Origin of the sequence: Sphingobium sp. HWE2-09 (assembly GCF_035989265.1) — a bacterium.
In the GTDB taxonomy this organism is placed as follows: domain Bacteria; phylum Pseudomonadota; class Alphaproteobacteria; order Sphingomonadales; family Sphingomonadaceae; genus Sphingobium.
This window is the reverse complement of the sequence record NZ_JAYKZX010000003.1, coordinates 459673-478196: the sequence shown is the minus strand read 5'-3', so window position 1 is coordinate 478196 and position 18524 is coordinate 459673. Positions and strand designations below refer to the sequence as shown.

Here is an 18524-nt window from a genome sequence, read left to right as displayed (position 1 = left end):
CCGCTTGCCTTTCGCTTTTTGCACCGCCACATGCGCGGTCATGACAGCACCCGCCCCCGGTAACGTCCACCCGATCGGCCGCGCGACAGCCGCGCCATCGCTCGCCCCCATCATGGCGCTGGTCGCCGACGGCATGAATCAGGTCAATGCCGTGATCCTGGACCGGATGCAGTCGCGCATCCCGCTGATCCCGGAACTGGCCGGTCACCTGATCGCCGGCGGCGGCAAAAGGCTGCGGCCGATGCTGACCTTGGCCTGCGCCGATCTGGTCGGCTATGCCGGGTCGCGCCATTACAAGCTGTCGGCCGCGGTCGAGTTCATCCATACCGCCACGCTGTTGCACGATGATGTGGTCGACGGATCGGGTCTGCGACGGGGACGCAAGACCGCTAATATCATCTGGGGCAACAGCGCCAGCGTGCTGGTTGGCGATTTCCTTTTCTCGCGCTCGTTCGAGCTGATGGTCGAGGCGGAATCGCTCAAGGTATTGAAGATCCTGGCGAACGCATCGGCGGTGATCGCCGAGGGTGAGGTCAACCAGCTGACCGCGCAGCGCAAGATCGACACCAGCGAAGAACAATATCTGGATATCATCGGGGCGAAGACCGCCGCGCTGTTCGCCGCCGCCTGCCGTATTTCCGCGGTGGTCGCGGATCGGGACGAGGCGGAGGAGCAGGCGCTGGACGTCTATGGCCGCAATCTGGGCATCGCCTTCCAGTTGATCGACGACGCGATCGATTATGAATCGGACGGCGCGACCATGGGCAAGGATGCGGGCGACGATTTCCGCGACGGCAAGGTGACCTTGCCGGTTATCCTGGCCTATGCGCGCGGGTCGGACGAGGATCGCGCCTTCTGGAAGGCGGCGATCGCGGGGCACAAGATCGGCGACGAGGATCTGGCCCATGCGACGCAGTTGCTGCGCCAGACCGGCGCGATCGCCGACACGCTGGCCCGCGCGCGCCATTATGGGCAGCGGGCGATCGATGCGCTGGGGCGGTTCGAGGCCGGCAAGGCGAAAGCGGCCCTTACCGAAGCGGTCGAGTTCGCTATAGCGCGGGCTTATTGAGGGAAAGGGCGGGTTGGCTCGTTTTCCTGTCCGACATCCGTTCGCCCTGAGCGAAGTCGAAGGGCAAGGCTGAGCGTAGCGAAGCCACTTCGCTTCGCTCAGTGGAGGGCTTCGACTTCGCTCAGCCCGAACGGGGTGCTTATACCATGATCCTGTCCCCCGAAACCATCGCCTTCCTCATGGCGGCCGCGCTGATGGCCGGGTGTATCGACGCGATGGCGGGCGGTGGCGGGATGCTCACCCTGCCCGCACTGATGGCGGTGGGGATACCGCCGGTGCAGGCGGTGGCGACCAACAAGCTGCAAAGCTGTTTCGGTACGTTCGGCGCCTGCGTCGCTTATGCGCGGCGCGGGCATATGGATTTGAAGACCTATAAGGGACCGGTGATCGCCGCCTTTGTTGGGTCCGTAGGCGGGGCGTGGCTGTTGCAGCGGGTCGATCCGTCGATCCTGGCGGGGCTGATGCCTGCGTTGTTGATCGCGATGGCGGCCTATTTCAGCTTTTCGCCTAAGCTGGGCGATGCCGATCGTCATGCGCGGGTCGGCATGGCGGGGCTGACCGGACTGATCGGCGTGGTGGGGTTCTATGACGGCTTTTTCGGGCCGGGGGCTGGCGCTTTCTACACCACGATTTTTCTGGCGCTTGGTGGCCTGTCGATCCTGCGCGCGACGGCCCAGACCAAGGCCGCCAATTTCGCGAGCAATGTCGCGGGCCTGCTGACCATGATCGCGGGCGGGCATGTGATCTGGGTCGCGGGGCTGTGCATGGCGGTGGGCAGCCTGATCGGCGGGCAGGTGGGATCACATCTGGCGATGCGTTTCGGGTCGCGGCTGATCAAGCCGCTGCTGATCGTCATGTCGCTGGCGCTGACCGCCAAGATGCTGCTGGACCCGAAGAACCCGATCCATATCTATTTGTTCGGGTAGGTCACTCCACCTGTACCAGCGTCGCCACGCGACGGTGGAGTTCGTCCACGGCGAAGGGCTTGGTCAGCACTTCCATGCCATGGGCGATATGGCCGTGGTTCAGCACCGCATTTTCCGCGTAACCGGTGACGAACAATATCTTGAGGTCCGGGCGTAGCGTGCGGGCCGCGTCAGCGACCTGGCGGCCGTTCAGACCACCGGGCAGGCCGACATCGGTGATGAGCAGGTCGATCCGCGCACGCAATTCCAGGATGCGCAGGCCCGCCGGGCCATCAGCCGCCTCCAGGCAATGATAGCCCAGATCGGTCAGCGCATCGACGATCAGCATCCGCACGGACGGTTCGTCATCGATCACCAGGACGGTTTCGCCCGCTTCGGCTTCGACCACGGGTTCGGCGATATCGGGGGCGTCCTCATCCGCTTCGCCGCGATGGCGGGGCAGGTAGATGCAGACCATCGTGCCCTGGCCGACTTCGCTATAGATGCGGACATGGCCGTTGCTCTGGCGTGCGAAGCCATAGACCATGGAGAGGCCCAGGCCCGTCCCCTGCCCGATCGGCTTAGTCGTGAAGAAGGGGTCGAACACCCGGTCGAGTACCGATTTTTCGATGCCGGTGCCGGTATCGCTGGTGCAGACGGTGACATATTGGCCCGCCGTCAGACCATGTTCGCGGGCGGTGCGATCGTCCAGCCAGCGATTGGCGGTTTCGATCGTGATCTTGCCGCCCGATGGCATGGCGTCACGCGCATTGATGCACAGGTTCAGCAACGCATTTTCCAGCTGGTTGGCGTCGACCTGCGCAGGCCACAGGCCCGACGCGGCGATCGTCTGCACCTCTATCTGCGGGCCGACGGTCCGGCACACCAGTTCGGAAAAATCGCCGAGCAGCCGGTTGATGATTGTCGGCTTGGGCGTCAGCGTCTGGCGGCGGGAGAAGGCGAGGAGACGGTGGGTGAGGGACGCGGCGCGGCGAGTGGCCCCCTGCCCCGCGGTCAGATATTTGTCGACATCGGCGGTTCTGCCCTGTGCAAGCCGCACGCCGATCATTTCGAACGCGCCGGAAATACCGGCCAGCAAATTGTTGAAATCATGGGCAAGGCCGCCCGTCAACTGGCCCACCGCCTCCATCTTCTGCGCTTGGCGTAGCGCGCTTTCGGCCTGTTCGCGTTCTTCGAGCGCCTGGGCGATGCGGGCTTCGAGCGTTTCGGTCAGCGCGCGCTGCGCCTTTTCGGCGCGAACGCGATCGGTGATGTCGTTGAACAGCACGGCGACCTGCTTGTTTTCGAACGGGCCGACGCGGAAGGAGGAGACTTCGAGATGATGGCCGGTCGCTTCCAGTTCGCGCTGGAAGCGGATCGGCTGGCCGCTGTGGAGGACGCCGCCGTAGAGTTCGACCCAGCCATCGGCTTCGTCCGGCACCATTTCGCGCAGTTTCTGCCCCACGACATTGGGGATGCCGGCATGGCGTTCATAGGCGGCGTTCGCCTCGACATGGATATAGTCGCTCAGCGGGCCGTGGGGACCATCGAAAAATTCGATGATGCAGAAACCTTCGTCCATCGTTTCGAACAGGGTGCGGTAGCGGTCCGCATCCTCCACTTGGCTGGCCATTCCTGTCATTACCCTTCCGCGCGCGGCTCGATCCAGATCAACTTCTGTGCGCCAAACGTGCCGGTTGGCAACTCTTTCCCACCGGCATGGGCGATTTTTGCCGCGCCTTGCGTTGCGCGCCGATTGGCGCGACAGGAAAGGCGATGCGCGACCTGCCCCTTCCCCTGCCGATCCATGATGTGCTGCCCGACCTGCTCGCTGTGTTGCGAACGGGCAGCAATGCCGTGCTGGTGGCGCCGCCCGGCGCGGGCAAGACGACGGCGGTGGCCCCGGCGTTGCTGGACGAGCCATGGTGCAGCGGTCAGGTGCTGCTGCTGTCGCCGCGCAGGCTGGCGGCGCGGGCGGCGGCGGAACGGATCGCCGAGATGATGGGCGAGCAACCGGGCGGGACGGTCGGCTATGCGACGCGGATGGATAGCAAGGTCAGCGCGCGCACGCGGCTGCTGGTGCTGACCGAAGGTATTTTCGTGCGGCGGATCCAGGACGACCCGGAACTGGCGGGCGTGTCCGCCGTGCTGTTCGATGAAGTGCATGAGCGCAGCCTGGACAGCGATTTCGGGCTGGCATTGGCATTGGATGCACAGGGGGCGCTGCGGCCGGATTTGCGGATCGTGCCGATGTCCGCGACTTTGGATGGGGCGCGCTTTGCGGCGCTTTTGGACGGCGCGCCGGTGATCGAGAGCGAGGGGCGTATCCAGCCCCTTGAATTGCGCCATATCGGGCGCGCGGCGGAAAAGCGGATCGAGGATGAGATGGCAGCGGCGATCCGCCAGGCGATAAGCGAAGAGGCCGAGGGCGACCTGCTCGCCTTCCTGCCCGGCGTACGGGAGATCGAGCGGACGGCGGAGCGTATCGCGGGAATCGCGGAAGTGCATATGTTGCACGGGTCGCTCGATCCCGGCGCGCAGCGGGCAGCGATCCGGCCGTCCCGATCGGGCGCTCGCAAGGTCATCCTGGCGACCAGCATCGCGGAGACGAGCCTGACCATCGACGGCGTGCGGATCGTGGTGGATAGCGGGCTGGCGCGGCGGCCGCGTTACGATCGGGCGGCGGGGGTGATGCGGCTGGTAACGGAACGGGCGAGCCAGGCGTCGGCGACGCAGCGCGCTGGGCGCGCGGCGCGGCAACGACCCGGCGTCGCCTATCGATTGTGGGAAGCAGCGGCGAGCGCGGGCATGCCGCCCTTCGACCCGCCCGAGATATTGGAAAGCGACCTGTCCAGCCTGATGCTGGATTGCGCGCTGTGGGGGGTGAGCGATCCGGGCACGCTGCACTGGCTGGACCCGCCGCCTGCCGCCGCCGTGGAGGAAGCGCGCGCACGGTTGACGGTGCTGGAGGCGCTGGATGCGGACGGGCGGATCAGCGCGCATGGCAAGGCGCTGGCGGCGCTGCCGCTGTCGCCGCGCATCGCGCATATGCTGGTGCGCGCGGGCGAGATGGGGCTGGCGGAGACGGCGGCCGACGTCGCAGTGCTACTGGGCGAGCGCGGGATTGGCGGGCAGGACACCGACCTGACACTGCGGCGGCAGCGCTGGCGAAGGGAAAGCGGCAAGCGGGCGGACGCGGCAAGAGGGTTGGCGAAGCGGTGGGCGCGCTTGCTTAAGCCCCTCCCTAATAGGGAGGGGTTTGGGGTGGGTGCCTCCGCAAGAGGCTCGCTACGCTCGCCACCCACCCCCGGCCCCTCCCTGATAGGGAGGGGGAAGAAGGGGTTGGCGTCGCTCTAGCCCTCGCCTTCCCCGATCGCGTCGCCAGGCGCCGGTCCACCGATGGCGCGGACTGGGCGAGCGTGGGGGGACGCGGGTTTCGGCTTGATCCGCTGTCGCCGCTGGCGCGCGAGGACTGGCTGGCGGTGGGTGAAGTGCAAGGCAGCGCGGCGGGCGCGCGCATATTGTCCGCCGCGCCGATCGATGAGGGCGACGTGATCGCGCTGTTCGGGAGCCGGATCGCGGAGCATCGCACCGTGCGGTTTCGCGCGGCCAATGGCGGGATAGAGGCGCTGCGTGAACGGCGGCTGGGCGCGGTGCGGCTCTCATCCGGATCCGATGACCGGCCTGATCCCGCCGCCGTCGTCGCGGCGCTGACGGACGGCGTGCGGCAGGGCGGCATCGACCTGCTGCCCTGGTCGGAAGCGGCGCAATCGCTGCGGATGCGGGGCGGCTTTGCCGGGATCGACGCGCTGTCGAACGCGGCGCTGATCGCGACGTTGGACGATTGGCTGCCGCCGCTGCTCGTCGGCAAAAGGCGCTTGTCGGATATCGACCGATCGCATTTGTCCGCCGTGCTGGAGGGGTTGATCGGGTGGGACGGCAAGCAGCAGTTGGACCGGCTCGCCCCGCCCGATTTCCGCTCCCCTGCTGGCAGCACCCATGCGATCGACTATGCGGCCGACGGCGGCCCGCGTGTCGAATTGCGCGTGCAGGCGCTATTTGGCCTGGCCGATCATCCGACCGTGGGCAGCCAGCGCATCCCACTGGTCCTGTCGCTGACATCGCCTGCTGGACGGCCGATCCAGACGACGCGCGACCTGCCCGGTTTTTGGGCGGGCAACTGGCGCGATGTCGCCAAGGAGATGCGCGGCCGCTATCCGCGCCATCCCTGGCCCGACGATCCCGCCGCCGCCAGCGCGACATTACGCACCAAAAATGCCGATGCCAGAGGACATGGCCCCCGGAAGTCTTGACTTGGACGCAGCCACTGGTGCAACGCGGCGTGACGATTTACCGGAGGCTTTTCGCGATGAGCGCGCGCATTTACCAAATCCAGAAGAACGCCCTCCAGTCCGGCAAGGCGCTGACCCATAAATGGGTGCTGGAATATGCGCCCGCGCAAGCCAAGCAGGCCGATCCGCTGACCGGCTGGGCAGGCTCGGGCGATACGCAGCAGCAGTTGAAGCTGAGCTTTCCGTCGCAGGAGGCTGCGGTCGCCTATGCGCAAAAGCAGGGCGTGGCGTTCACGGTCATCGCAACCCCGCCCAAGACGCTGAAATTGCAGGCCTACGCCGACAATTTCCGCTAAGCTGGCCGACACGCCCCCTCAGATCGGGCCAGATGCTGCCCGATTGACGCCTTATTCGCTTGCCAAAGAGCGGATGGAGGCGGCAAATGCCGCGCTTTGACGGAAAGATTTTCACGATAATGACGGATCGCAACGCAATTTTCGACAGCATCGCAGCGCAGATCGCGCCCTTCAACAAGAAGGGCGTCGCGCTGACCGAGGCCACCACCTTTGCCGGCGACCTGGAGTGGGACAGCCTGACGGTAATGGATTTCGTCGCGGCGATCGAAGATGAATTCGACATCATCATCACCATGAACATGCAGGCCGAGATCGAAACCGTCGGCCAGTTGGTGGACGCGGTCGCCAAGTTGAAGACCGCCTGAGACAATCACCGCCGTTCGTCCTGAGCGAAGTCGAAGGACGTTGCTGAGCGAAGGCGAAGCATGAAGCCTCGGCTCCGCTCGGCAAAGGGCTTCGACTTCGCTCAGCCTGAACGGCTTTGGGATCATTGATATCATGACCGACGCTGCCGCCACCGCGAACGATGCGCACACCCCGGCCGAAACGCCCGGTGCGCGCGACCTGTTTTCCAAGTTCGATCCGCTGATCGCCGAGCGCGAGGCGCTGTTGGCGACCGGCGTGCGCGATCCCTATGCGATCGTGATGGAACAGGTGCTTTCGCCCACGCGCGCAATCATCAAGGGGCGGGAAACCATCCTGCTAGGCACCTATAATTATATGGGCATGACCTTCGACCCCGATGTCGTCGCGGCGGGCAAGAAGGCGCTGGACGACTATGGCGCGGGCACGACCGGCAGCCGGGTGCTGAACGGCACCTATCAGGGCCATCGTGAAGTCGAGGATGCGCTGAAAGACTTTTACGGCACCAGCGGCGCGATGGTCTTTTCGACCGGATACCAGGCCAATCTGGGCGTGATTTCGACGCTGGCGGGCAAGGGCGACTATGTCGTGCTGGATGCGGACAGCCATGCGTCCATCTATGATGGCTGTTTCTTGGGCGACGCGGATATCGTGCGCTTCCGCCACAACAGCGTCGAGGATCTGGACAAGCGGCTGGGCCGCCTGCCCGCCGACGCGTTGAAGTTGGTGGTGCTGGAAGGCGTCTATTCGATGCTGGGCGACGTTGCCCCGCTGCCCGAGATGGTCGCGGCGATCCGCAAGCATCCCAATTGCATGATCCTGTGCGACGAAGCGCATGGCATGGGCTTTTTCGGCCCCAATGGCCGCGGCGCCTATGAGGAGCAGGGCGTCGAGAAGGATATCGACTTCGTGGTCGGCACCTTCTCCAAGTCGGTCGGCACGGTCGGCGGCTTCTGCGTCTCCAACCATCCCAAGTTCGAGATTCTGCGGCTGGTGTGCCGCCCCTATGTCTTCACCGCGTCGCTGCCGCCCAGCGTGGTCGCGACCGCCGCGACCAGCATCCGCAAGCTGATGGATGCGGGCGAAAAGCGCGCGCACCTCTGGAAGAACAGCCAGCGGTTGCACAAGGGGCTGATCGACCTGGGCTTTACCCTCGGCACCAAGACGCCGCAATCGGCGATTATCGCCGTCATCCTGACCGACCAGACGCAGGCGGTGGCGATGTGGCAGACGCTGTTGGAACTCGGCCTTTACGTCAATATGGCGCGCCCCCCGGCCACGCCTGCGGGTACGTTCCTGCTGCGCTGTTCGCTGTGCGCCGAGCATAGCGACGCGCAGGTCGAACAGATCATCGGCATGTTCGAAACGGCGGGCAAGGCGACCGGGACGATCGGCTAAGCATCGAGGCGAACGCGGCCGGTTGGGCGAGCGGCGCGACGGGTCGATCCCAAGCGCGGAACTTTTGACGCGCCATATTCCGCCGTGCCGATTGTTCGGCTAATGTGAAGGTCATGGCCGACAGCGACCATCATGACGATCAGGGTCTGGACGAATCCGGCGGGGGCTGGCGCGTGCTGACCCGGCGCGTCCTGCCGCTGTTGCTGGCGGCGTTGCTGATCGGATCGCTGGGCGCGCTGCTCTACAGCGCCAGCACCGCGTCGAAGGACCATGCCCAGGCGCTGGACGAACAGCAGAATAGTTTCGAAGTCATCGCGCTGGCCCGCGGGTTCGAAGCCCGCATGGCGCGCGCCGAAGTGACGCTGGCGCGCTATGTCATCAGCCTTGACCCGGATACCGGGCGGCTGTTCCAGGACCAGTGGCGCGGCGCGGCCAGCCAGTTGAAGACACTGACCTACGCCACGCGCCGGTCGGATTGGCAGCATGGCAATATCCTGGCGCTGCGCCATGCCTTTATCCAGCGCGGCAAGACGCTGAACGAGATCGGCCTGCGCACCACGTACGACCAGAAGATGGGGGCGCTGGCGCGCTTTCACCAGGCGGGCAAGAGCCAGGATCTGCGCCGGATCACCGCGTTGCTGGACCTGGTGATCCAGGCGGAGAATGATCGCCTGCGCGAACGCAGCCTGGCAGTGACGATCGCGGGCAACCGCAGCGAATGGGTGGGCAAGACGTCGCGGCTGGTAGGGCTGGCGATGCTGGTGTGCATATTGTTCGGCGTATGGTTCGCCAATGTCGCCTATCGCGAACGGCGCGCCGCCCGGCGGCTGGCGGAGGCGGAGACGGAGCGCGCCGACCGGCTGGAAGCGGCCGTCGCCGCCCGCACGGCGGAGTTGACCGAGGCCTATGAGCAGTTGAAGCTGGAAACGGCGGAGCGCACGGCGGCCGAGGACAATCTGCGCCAGATGCAGAAGATGGATGCCGTGGGCCAGCTGACCGGCGGCATCGCCCATGATTTCAACAATATGCTGGCGGTCGTGGTCGGCGGACTGGAACTGGCGCGGCGCAAATTCCGGTTGCAGCCCGAAGAAGCGAGCCGTCATCTGGACAATGCGATGGAGGGGGCGAACCGCGCGTCGGCACTCACCCGCCGCCTGCTCGCCTTCGCCCGGTCGGAGCCGCTGTTGCCCAGCGCGGTCGATCCCGATGCGCTGCTGGCGGGCATGGCCGACCTGATCGATCGCACGATCGGCGACCAGATCACCGTCCAGTTCGCCCGGGCGGCGCAGGGCTGGCGCATCTTCGTCGACCAGCATCAGATGGAAAATGCGATCCTGAACCTGTGCGTCAATGCGCGCGACGCCATGGATGGGCGCGGGCGGCTGACGCTGGCGACGGGCCAGGCGACGTTGTCCGACGGCGCGATCGGCGAATGCGCGGCGGGGGATTATGTGACCGTCACCGTCAGCGACGATGGCTGCGGCATGACGCCGGATGTGCTGGCGCGCGTGTTTGAACCCTTTTTCACGACCAAGCCGGTGGGCAAGGGTACGGGCCTGGGCCTCAGCCAGATTTTCGGCTTCGTGCGCCAGTGCGGTGGAGAAATCCGCATCGAGTCCAAGCCGGACGAGGGCAGCAGCGTGCATCTCTATCTACCGCGATCGATCGCCGCGGCGGAGGCGGCCGACATGCATAGGAGCTTCGCGCGCGCGCCGGTGGAGCAGCCGCCGACCCGCATATTGGTGGTGGAGGATGACCCGCGCGTGCTGAACCAGACGATGGCGGCGCTCAGCGAACTGGGCCACCTGCCGATCGCCTGCGATCATCCGGCCAAGGCGGTGAAGCTGCTCGCCAGCCATGGCGACATCGGCCTGATCATCAGCGACGTGTTGATGCCCGACATGACCGGGCCGGAAATGATCAAAGCCCTGCCCGCCCAGTTCCGCCATTTGCCGGTTCTGTTCGTCACCGGCTATGCGGGCGACACCAACGACAGCGCCGATTTCGAAGGCCATGACGTACTGCGCAAACCCTATACGCTGATGGCGCTGGGGCAGGCGCTGGCGCATACGCTCAGCGACCAAGCTCTTACCGAATCGCGCCACCCCGGAACAGCCGCGGCAGCAGAGTGACCGCGCCCAGCAGCGGCCAGCGGCGCTGCCAGGGCTTGATGCTGATCTGCGTGCCGGCATGGCGATTGATCTTCCACGCGAGATAATCGATGCCGCCTGCATAGGTGAAGCTGGCCTTGGCGAGGCGGATCACCGACAGACGCTTGCCGCGGCGCTGGAGGGCGCGCCAGCGTTGTGCGGCGCTATCCGGCGACATGGCATTGGATACCTCGCCGCTCGGTCCCGCCCCGCATTGATCGGCAATTACGGAAAGAGCCGCACGGCCGAATTGCTCGTACCGATTAGGATCAACATCGACGATCGACACCGATCGCCCCTTCTTTTCTGCACGAAGTTCGGCGTTATACGTCAACGTGAAGCCGGTCTTCCATATGTCGAGTAAGCTATGATCGACGCCTGTCGGCAACATCGGCATGGTAAGATCGAACAATGTCGGCGCGGCCTGCGCCACGGATGCGATCGTGCGCTGGCGGGCGAGATCGTCGGCGGCCCAAAGGAGCCGCGAGGGTTGAGCAAAGCGCGCCCAGACCGAGACATTGTCGGCGGCAATGCTGTTGAGCCGGGCGAAGTCGGCTTCGGACAGGACGGCATATTTGGCGATCAACCCATTATGTTCGAAGGGGAACACGTTGGGCGGGATCAGGCGATTGGCGCGGGCGAGCCAGCTTTTGCCATAGGCGGCCGGATAGTCCGACACGATCAGGTAGAAATCGAGCATCAGCCCGTCGAGGTTCGCCTCCCGCAGGCAGGAGCCGTAGAAGAGCACGGCGCGCGCGGCGTGCGGATAATGGGCAGCAAGCGCGCCTGCCATGGCGGCGGCGCGGGGGTCGGCCGGGGCGGAAATTTCGGCGGTGACGAGGGGAAGGAGATTGTTTGGCATTCATCCCTGACATGTGCAGCGTGTTCCCGCGAAGGCGGGAACCCAGTTCGAACCGTGGGCCTGGGTTCCCGCCTTCGCGGGAACACGCGGCTTTTTCAATCCCGCCGCCGGAAAAGCAGTGACAGGTTATTTGCGGGCATGGCGATCAGGCGGTCGAAGGCCAAGCCCTGCGCATCCGCCGCCGCGACGACATCCTCTACGGCGCGTAGCCCCCAGCGCGGATCGCGCGCTTTGAGCGAGGCGTCGAAGGCCAGGTTGCTGGGCGCGGTGTCCACCCCCGCGCGGGTATAGGGGCCGTAGAGATAGAGCAGGCCGCCGGGCGGCAGCGCCTGCCCTGCCCGCTTGAACAGGCCGAGCGTCGCATCCCATGGCGCGATATGGACCATGTTGATGCAGAGGATCGCGTCGGCGCGGGCGATCGGCCAGTTGGCGGCGGTATCCAGCATCATCGGCGGGCGGAGATTGGGCAGCGCAGCCTCTTCCCGCCAAGCGGCAATGGAGGCGATCGCGGCAGGATCGGGATCGGTCGGTTGCCAGTCTAGGGCGGGAAATGCGACAGCGAAATGGACAGCATGTTCGCCGCTCCCGCTCGCCACTTCCAGCACGACGCCAGAGGGTAGTAGAGCATCGCGCAGAACCGCGACGATCGCGTCGCGGTTGCGTTCCGTTGCGGGAGCGAAACGTTTTTCCCCGATTGCAGGGCCGGAACCCGGTTGCCAGGGTTCCGGCCGCTGCGTCATTCGGCGGCCTGCGCCAGCGCCAGGTCGGTCCAGGTGAGGATCGGCTTGCGCGCGGCGAGCGTTTCATCAAGGCGGCGGCGCGGGGCGTGGTAGGGCGCGCCCTTGAGTGCTTCGTCGCCTGCCTTGGCGCGCTCGGCCAGGCTGCGCAGGGCCATGATGAACTGGTCCAGCGCCGCCTTGCTTTCGGTTTCGGTCGGTTCGACCAGCATCGCGCCATGGACGACCAGCGGGAAATACATGGTCATCGGGTGGAAGCCTTCGTCGATCAGCCCCTTGGCGATGTCGAGCGTGGTGAAGCCGTCGGCCAGCCCCTTGTCGCTGAACAGCGCCTCATGCATGCACGGGCCGCTGCCGCCGAACGGCGCGTCGAGCACATCGTCCAGGCTGCGCAGGATGTAGTTGGCGTTGAGGACGGCGTCCTCCGCCACCTGCCGCAGGCCGTCCGCGCCGTGGGACAGGATATAGGCGAGCGCGCGGGTGAACATACCCATCTGGCCATGGAAGGCGGACATGCGGCCGAAGCTCTGCGGCATTTCCTCGCCGACATTTTCCTCTTCGATCAGGTGGATCGTACCGTCCGCCATGCGCGCGGTGTAGGGCAGTGGGCCGAAGGGCGAAAGCGCCTCCGACAGCACCACCGGGCCGGAGCCGGGACCGCCGCCGCCATGGGGGGTGGAGAAGGTCTTGTGCAGGTTGATGTGCATCGCGTCGACGCCCAGATCGCCGGGGCGGACCCGACCGACGATGGCGTTGAAGTTCGCGCCGTCGCAATAGACGAAGGCGCCGGCGGCATGGACCGCGTCCGAGATCGTCTTCATGTCGCGCTCGAACAGGCCGCAGGTATTGGGATTGGTGATCATCACCGCTGCCACATCCGGGCCGAGGCGGGCCTTGAGCGCGGCCAAGTCCACGCGGCCTTCGGGCGTCGCGGGGATATCCTCCACCTTATAGCCGCAAAAGGCGGCGGTGGCGGGGTTGGTGCCATGGGCGCTTTCGGGGACGAGGACGACCTGGCGGGCGTCGCCGCGGGCTTCCAATGCGGCGCGGATGCAGAGCAGGCCGCATAGCTCGCCATGGGCGCCTGCCTTGGGCGTCATGGCGACGCCGTGCATTCCGGTCAGCTTGATCAGCCACACGGCGAGTTCGTTGATGACGCCCAATGCGCCTTGGACGGTGGATTGGGGCGCAAGCGGGTGGAGGTCAGCGAAACCGGGCATCCGCGCGACCTTTTCATTGAGGCGCGGGTTATGCTTCATCGTGCAGCTGCCGAGCGGGAAGAGGCCGAGGTCAATAGCGTAATTCTGACGGGACAGGCGCGTGTAGTGGCGCACCGTTTCGGGTTCGGACAGGCCGGGCAGACCGATCGCATCGGTGCGGGCGAGGTTGCCGAGGCGGCTGGCGACCTTGGGCGCTGGCGCGAAATCGACGCCGGTGGTCTCGGTCGATCCGATCTCGAAGATCAGGGCTTCTTCCAGCATCAGCGCGCGATTGCCGGTGGCGGTGGCTGGGGACATATGGGCGTCCTTGACAGGCTGCGGCGAGGTAGGGCGGCCTTCGTTGAGCATGGTCATGCCGCGATCTCCGTTAGAGCAACGTGTTCCTGCGCAGGCAGGAACCCAGTCCCGAGTTTGCGCATGGCGATGGGGCTGGACTGGGCTCCCGCCTTCGCGGGAGCACGGCGTTGATGCGGTCTCATGCCAGTTCCTCCTCCAGCGCCTGGGCCAGCGCTTCGATATCCTCCGCCGTGACGGTTTCGGTGACGGCAACGACCAGGCCGTTGCCGATCTGCGGCGCGGTGGGGAACAGGCGGCCGAGCGACACGCCTGCCAGCACGCCCTTGTCGGCCAGGGTGCGCACGACGTCGCGGGCGTCCTTCGACAGGATAAGGGTAAATTCGTTGAAGAAGCTGTCGTTGACCAATGTGACGCCGGGCACCTTGGCGAGGCGATCGGCGGCCTGGACGGCGAGGCCATGATTGAGGTTCGCCAGTTCGCGCAGGCCGCGTTCGCCCAGCAAGGTCATATGAATACTGAACGCCAGCGCACAAAGCCCTGAATTGGTGCAGATATTCGATGTCGCCTTCTCGCGCCGGATATGCTGTTCCCGGGTGGAAAGAGTCAGCACGAAACCGCGCTTGCCCGCCGCATCCACGGTTTCGCCGCACAAGCGACCGGGCATCTGGCGGACATATTTCTGCTTGCAGGCGAAGAGGCCGAGATAGGGACCGCCGAACTGCAGGCCGACGCCGATCGACTGGCCTTCGCCCACGACGATGTCCGCGCCCATATGGCCCGGCGCCTTGATCGCGCCTAGTGCGACGGGTTCGGTGACGACCGCGACCAGTAGCGCGCCGACCGCATGGGCGGCGTCGGCGAGCGGGGTCAGGTCGGCGATGCGGCCCAATATGTCGGGATATTGAACGACGACGCAGCTCGTATCCTTGTCGATGCCCGCGATCAGGGCGTCGATATCGGTCGCGGCCTCCAGCGTCGGGGCTTCATGCGCCAGCGCGTCGCCGGTGAATTTCGCCATGGTGTTGGCGACCGAGACATAATGGGGGTGAAGACCCGACGACAGGACCGCCTTGCCGCGCTTGGTAATGCGGCGGGCCATGACGATCGCTTCCCAGCAGGCGGTCGAGCCATCGTACATGGAGGCATTGGCAACGTCGCAGCCCAGCAGGCGCGCGACCTGGGTCTGAAATTCGAACAGCACCTGCAGCGTGCCCTGCGCTATTTCGGGCTGATAGGGGGTGTAGGCGGTGAGGAACTCGCCGCGCTGGATCAGATGATCGACGCTGGCGGGGACATGATGTTTATACGCGCCAGCGCCCAGGAAGAAGGGCGCCTCCCCCGCCGACAGATTTTGCCGCGCCAACGCCGCCATGTGACGTTCGACCGCCAGTTCGCTAGCATGATCGGGCAGGCCTGCGATCTTGTCGCTCAGCCGGGCTTCAGCGGGCACGTCCACGAACAGATCGTCGATCGATGTGGCGCCGATGACGGACAGCATGTCCTGCCGGTCGGTGTCGGTAAGGGGTAGGTAGCGCATGTCCAAAACTCCCCCCTCCCTTTCAAGGGAGGGGTAAGGGGGTGGGTCCGCCGCTCCAGCGGCGGCTCTTTGGGATAGGATTGAGGCTCCCTATGGTCGCCACCCACCCCAACCCCTCCCTTGAAGGGAGGGGCTATTGTGTTGCGTTACAGTGCGGCGACGAACTTCTTGTAGGCCGCTTCGGTCATCAGGCCTTCCAGCTCGCTGGGGTCTGTGATGCGCAGTTTGAAGAACCAGCCATCTTCTTCGGCGTCGCTGTTCACCAGCGCCGGTTCGTCCTCCAGCGCGCCATTGGCTTCGACCACTTCGCCCGAGATCGGCGCATAGACGTCGGACGCGGCCTTGACCGATTCCACGACCGCGGCGTCGTCGCCCTTGTCGAAGGTCGCCCCTTCGACAGGCAGTTCGACGAACACGATGTCGCCCAGCTGTTCCTGCGCATAGTCGGTGATGCCCACGGTGGCGATTTCGCCTTCGACATCGATCCATTCATGTTCTTCGGTGAAATAACGGCTCATGGATATACTCCCGTCGGTAAAAATGATCAGGCCTTGCGGCGGTAACGATGGGCAACGAACGGCATCGGCGCAACCACAGCGGTGATACGCTTGCCGCGCACGTCGATCTCCAGCGCCTGGCCGATGACGGCATGGGGCAGGCTGACCCAGCCCATGGCGATCGGCGCGCCGAGGGATGGCGCGAACCCGCCGGAGGTGACTTCGCCCACCAATATATCGCCCGCATAGATTTGCGCGCCTTCGCGGGCGGGCAGGCGACCGTCGATGGTCAGGCCCACGCGTTTGGACCCTGGACCGTCGGCCAGTTCCTTCAGCACGCGGGCATGACCGATGAAGCCGCCTTCCTCCCGGCGGCGCTTGCCGATGGCGAAGCCCAGGTCCGCGCCGATGGTGCTGACGGCGGGCGTCAGGTCATGGCCGTAGAGCGGCAGGCCTGCCTCCAGCCGCAGCGAATTGCGCGCGCCCAGGCCGATCGGCTTGACCTGCGGCAGGGCGCAGAGCGCATCGGCCAGCAGGGTCGCGTCGTCGGCGGGCAGGCTGATTTCGAAGCCGTCTTCGCCGGTATAGCCCGACCGGCTGATCCATAGCGGTACGCCGCGCCAGGTGAACGCCCCGCCCTGCATGAAATATAGCTCGGTGGTTTCCGGGATCAGGGCGGCCAGCGCCTCGCCCGCTTCCGGTCCTTGGAGCGCCAGCAGCGCCTGGTCGGCCATGTGATTTATCACCACATCGTCGGGCAGATGTTCGATCATCCAGCCGATATCGTCATATTTGGTCGCGCCGTTGACGACCATATAGATGGCCGCGCCGTCGAACGCCGCCCCATCCAGCCGCGACAGCATCAGGTCGTCCAATATGCCGCCTTCGCGATCGAGCAGCATCGAATAGCGCTGGCGCAGGGGTTTCAGACCCTTGACATCGGCGGGCAGGAGCAGTTCGAGCGCCTCGTCCACGCCTTCGCCCGAAAAGCTGAGCTGGCCCATATGGCTGACGTCGAACAGCCCGGCATGGTCGCGGGTCCAAGCATGTTCGGCCATGATCCCTTCATATTGGATCGGCATGTGATAGCCCGCGAAGCCCACCATGCGCGCGCCGCGGGCGCGGTGCCAGGCGTCGAGCGGCAAGGCTTCCAACGGCAATTCTTCTTCGAGATGGGTGACGTCGTCAGTGCCGGACATGGAGCGGCCTTTCCGTACAGGAGGTGGTAGCGACAGCGCACGCGTCCTGAGTCGGACCCGTCCTTTCTGCCACCCCCTCTGTCACGGAACCTGAGAGCTTTGACCAGCGGCCTTGCGGCCACATGGCTTACCCCTTCGGTGGGACAGCGATGGGCTGTCCGCTTTCCAGAGTGCCTTGCGCGCGATGCGGTCCTTTAACCTGAGAGATTCCGGGGCGGTTGCTCCTTCGGTGACGGGGCGGCCTTAAAGGCTTCCCATGCTCTCCCGCATCATGCCCGGCGAACGAATCCCCCGGAGACGCTTCCGCATTGCGTCAAACGCATCGGCGCGTCAATCCGCCAGAGCGACCGCGCCGAAAATCTCCGCATGGCGCTTTTCGGCATAGCGGTCGGTCATGCCCGCGATGAAATCGGCGATGTGGCGGCTGCGCGCGGGTTCCTGCCCGACGCAATCGTCGCGCCATTCGGGCGGCATCAGCGCCGGATCGTCGCGATAGGCGCGGAACAGGTCGGTGACGATCACCCGCGCCCGATCAGCAGCGGCGAGCTGTTCGGGGTGATGATAAAGGGTGGCGTACATGAAGCGCTTGAGGTCGCGCTCCTGCGCAGCAAGTTCGGGCGAGAAAGCGACCAGCGTATCGCCGAATGCCCGGACATCCTCGACTGTCTCCACGCGTGACGCGGCGATATTGGCGCGGGTGGACTCGATCAGGTCGGTCGCCATCACGCCGATCTGTTCGCGCACCAGCTCGCGCAGCAGGCGATCGGGCGCGACATCGGGATAGCGGGCGCGCACCCGGTCCCAGCAGGTCGCGACGAACGGCACGGTCATCAACTGGTCCAGCGTCAGCAGCCCCGCGCGCAGGCCATCGTCGATATCGTGATTGTCATAGGCGATATCGTCCGAAATCGCCGCCAGCTGCGCCTCCAGCGAGGCATGGCTGGTGAGGTCGAGCGGGAACAGGCCGTCCAGTTCGCGCATCGCCCAACCCGGGTTTTCGATCGGGCCATTATGCTTGGCCAGCCCCTCCAGCATTTCCCAGCTGAGGTTGAGGCCGCGAAAGCGCGGATAGGGGCTGTCCAGTAGCATCAGCGTGCGCAGCGTATGGGCGTTATGATCGAACCCACCATGATCCTCCATCGCGGCTTCCAGCGCATCTTCGCCAGCATGGCCGAAGGGGGGATGGCCGATGTCATGGGCCAGGCACAGCGCTTCGGTCAGATCCTCGTTCAGGCCCAGCGTGCGCGCGGTGGTGCGGCCGATCTGCGCGACCTCCAGACTATGGGTCAGGCGGACGCGGAAATGGTCGCCGTCGGGCGACACGAATACCTGCGTCTTGTGGCGCAGGCGGCGGAAGGCGATCGAGTGGATGATCCGGTCCCGGTCGCGCTGAAACACGTCGCGCGGCCCGCGCATCTCTCCGCCCGCTTCGGGATGGAGGCGGCCACGGCTGGTGTCAGGGTGGCAGGCATAGGAGGCGAGCGTCGTCATGGGCGCGCTCTTAGAGCATTTGGCGGTGGGCGGGAACAGGGGAGGATAACGAACCGCCCTTTGCTTTCGTCACCCCGGCCTCCGAGCCGGGGTTCCGCTAATCTCGATGTGGGCAGGCACCGCGAAGAAGCGGGATCCCGGGTCAAGCCCG

General features: G+C 65.5%; 14 protein-coding genes, 1 pseudogene and 1 riboswitch. Of the genes and pseudogenes, 7 read left to right on the top strand and 8 right to left on the bottom strand.

Annotation, left to right across the window (positions count from 1 at the left end; translation table 11 throughout):
- The first annotated feature begins 40 nt into the window (after positions 1–40).
- Together U5A89_RS07785 and U5A89_RS07780 are read left to right on the top strand one after the other, a co-directional pair.
- Positions 41–1069: a polyprenyl synthetase family protein gene (locus U5A89_RS07785; RefSeq protein WP_338160609.1), complete on the top strand. Its 1029-nt coding sequence runs from the start codon at positions 41–43 to the stop codon at positions 1067–1069.
- A gap of 146 nt (positions 1070–1215) precedes the next feature.
- On the top strand, positions 1216–1995 hold the full coding sequence (locus U5A89_RS07780; RefSeq protein ID WP_338162974.1) for a TSUP family transporter: 780 nt from the start codon (positions 1216–1218) through the stop codon (positions 1993–1995).
- Between the two features lies 1 nt (position 1996).
- Here the strand turns inward: U5A89_RS07780 and U5A89_RS07775 are convergent, their stop codons facing one another.
- Entirely contained in the window at positions 1997–3607 is a 1611-nt protein-coding gene (locus U5A89_RS07775) for an ATP-binding protein (RefSeq protein ID WP_338160608.1), read from the bottom strand.
- A gap of 143 nt (positions 3608–3750) precedes the next feature.
- Here U5A89_RS07775 and hrpB point away from each other — a divergent pair.
- The 5 genes and pseudogenes from hrpB to U5A89_RS07750 all read left to right on the top strand — a co-directional run bounded on the left by hrpB (position 3751) and on the right by U5A89_RS07750 (position 10515).
- Positions 3751–6287: pseudogene (hrpB, locus tag U5A89_RS07770) on the top strand (ATP-dependent helicase HrpB).
- A gap of 56 nt (positions 6288–6343) precedes the next feature.
- Positions 6344–6622 (top strand): ETC complex I subunit, encoded by a 279-nt coding sequence (locus tag U5A89_RS07765; protein WP_338160607.1) that lies wholly within the window; start codon positions 6344–6346, stop codon positions 6620–6622.
- A 119-nt stretch (positions 6623–6741) separates the two neighbouring features.
- Positions 6742–6987: an acyl carrier protein gene (locus U5A89_RS07760; protein ID WP_338160606.1), complete on the top strand. Its 246-nt coding sequence runs from the start codon at positions 6742–6744 to the stop codon at positions 6985–6987.
- A gap of 133 nt (positions 6988–7120) precedes the next feature.
- Positions 7121–8383: a serine palmitoyltransferase gene (spt, locus tag U5A89_RS07755; protein ID WP_338160605.1), complete on the top strand. Its 1263-nt coding sequence runs from the start codon at positions 7121–7123 to the stop codon at positions 8381–8383.
- 113 nt (positions 8384–8496) lie between these two features.
- Positions 8497–10515: an ATP-binding protein gene (locus U5A89_RS07750; RefSeq protein WP_338160604.1), complete on the top strand. Its 2019-nt coding sequence runs from the start codon at positions 8497–8499 to the stop codon at positions 10513–10515.
- Here U5A89_RS07750 and U5A89_RS07745 read toward each other — a convergent pair.
- From U5A89_RS07745 to U5A89_RS07715, 7 genes are all read right to left on the bottom strand, one after another.
- Positions 10472–11395, bottom strand: a complete 924-nt coding sequence (locus U5A89_RS07745; protein ID WP_338160603.1) for a hypothetical protein — start codon at positions 11393–11395, stop codon at positions 10472–10474. The genes U5A89_RS07750 and U5A89_RS07745 overlap by 44 nt on opposite strands.
- Before the next feature lie 95 nt (positions 11396–11490).
- The gene (locus tag U5A89_RS07740) at positions 11491–12135 is read right to left on the bottom strand and encodes a DUF938 domain-containing protein (RefSeq protein WP_338160602.1); all 645 of its coding nucleotides are present in this window, start codon (positions 12133–12135) and stop codon (positions 11491–11493) included.
- Positions 12132–13706, bottom strand: a complete 1575-nt coding sequence (gene gcvPB / locus U5A89_RS07735; RefSeq protein ID WP_338160601.1) for an aminomethyl-transferring glycine dehydrogenase subunit GcvPB — start codon at positions 13704–13706, stop codon at positions 12132–12134. The genes U5A89_RS07740 and gcvPB overlap by 4 nt, the downstream gene beginning before the upstream one ends.
- A gap of 121 nt (positions 13707–13827) precedes the next feature.
- Positions 13828–15186 (bottom strand): aminomethyl-transferring glycine dehydrogenase subunit GcvPA, encoded by a 1359-nt coding sequence (gcvPA, locus tag U5A89_RS07730; RefSeq protein ID WP_338160600.1) that lies wholly within the window; start codon positions 15184–15186, stop codon positions 13828–13830.
- A 146-nt stretch (positions 15187–15332) separates the two neighbouring features.
- A complete protein-coding gene (gcvH, locus tag U5A89_RS07725) occupies positions 15333–15704 on the bottom strand; it encodes a glycine cleavage system protein GcvH (protein WP_338160599.1) in 372 nt (123 codons plus the stop codon).
- A 26-nt stretch (positions 15705–15730) separates the two neighbouring features.
- Positions 15731–16882 (bottom strand): glycine cleavage system aminomethyltransferase GcvT, encoded by a 1152-nt coding sequence (gcvT, locus tag U5A89_RS07720; RefSeq protein WP_338160598.1) that lies wholly within the window; start codon positions 16880–16882, stop codon positions 15731–15733.
- Positions 16883–17059: 177 nt separating this feature from the next.
- Positions 17060–17159: riboswitch (glycine riboswitch) on the bottom strand.
- A gap of 53 nt (positions 17160–17212) precedes the next feature.
- On the bottom strand, positions 17213–18373 hold the full coding sequence (locus tag U5A89_RS07715; RefSeq protein WP_338160597.1) for a deoxyguanosinetriphosphate triphosphohydrolase: 1161 nt from the start codon (positions 18371–18373) through the stop codon (positions 17213–17215).
- Positions 18374–18524: the final 151 nt, after the last annotated feature.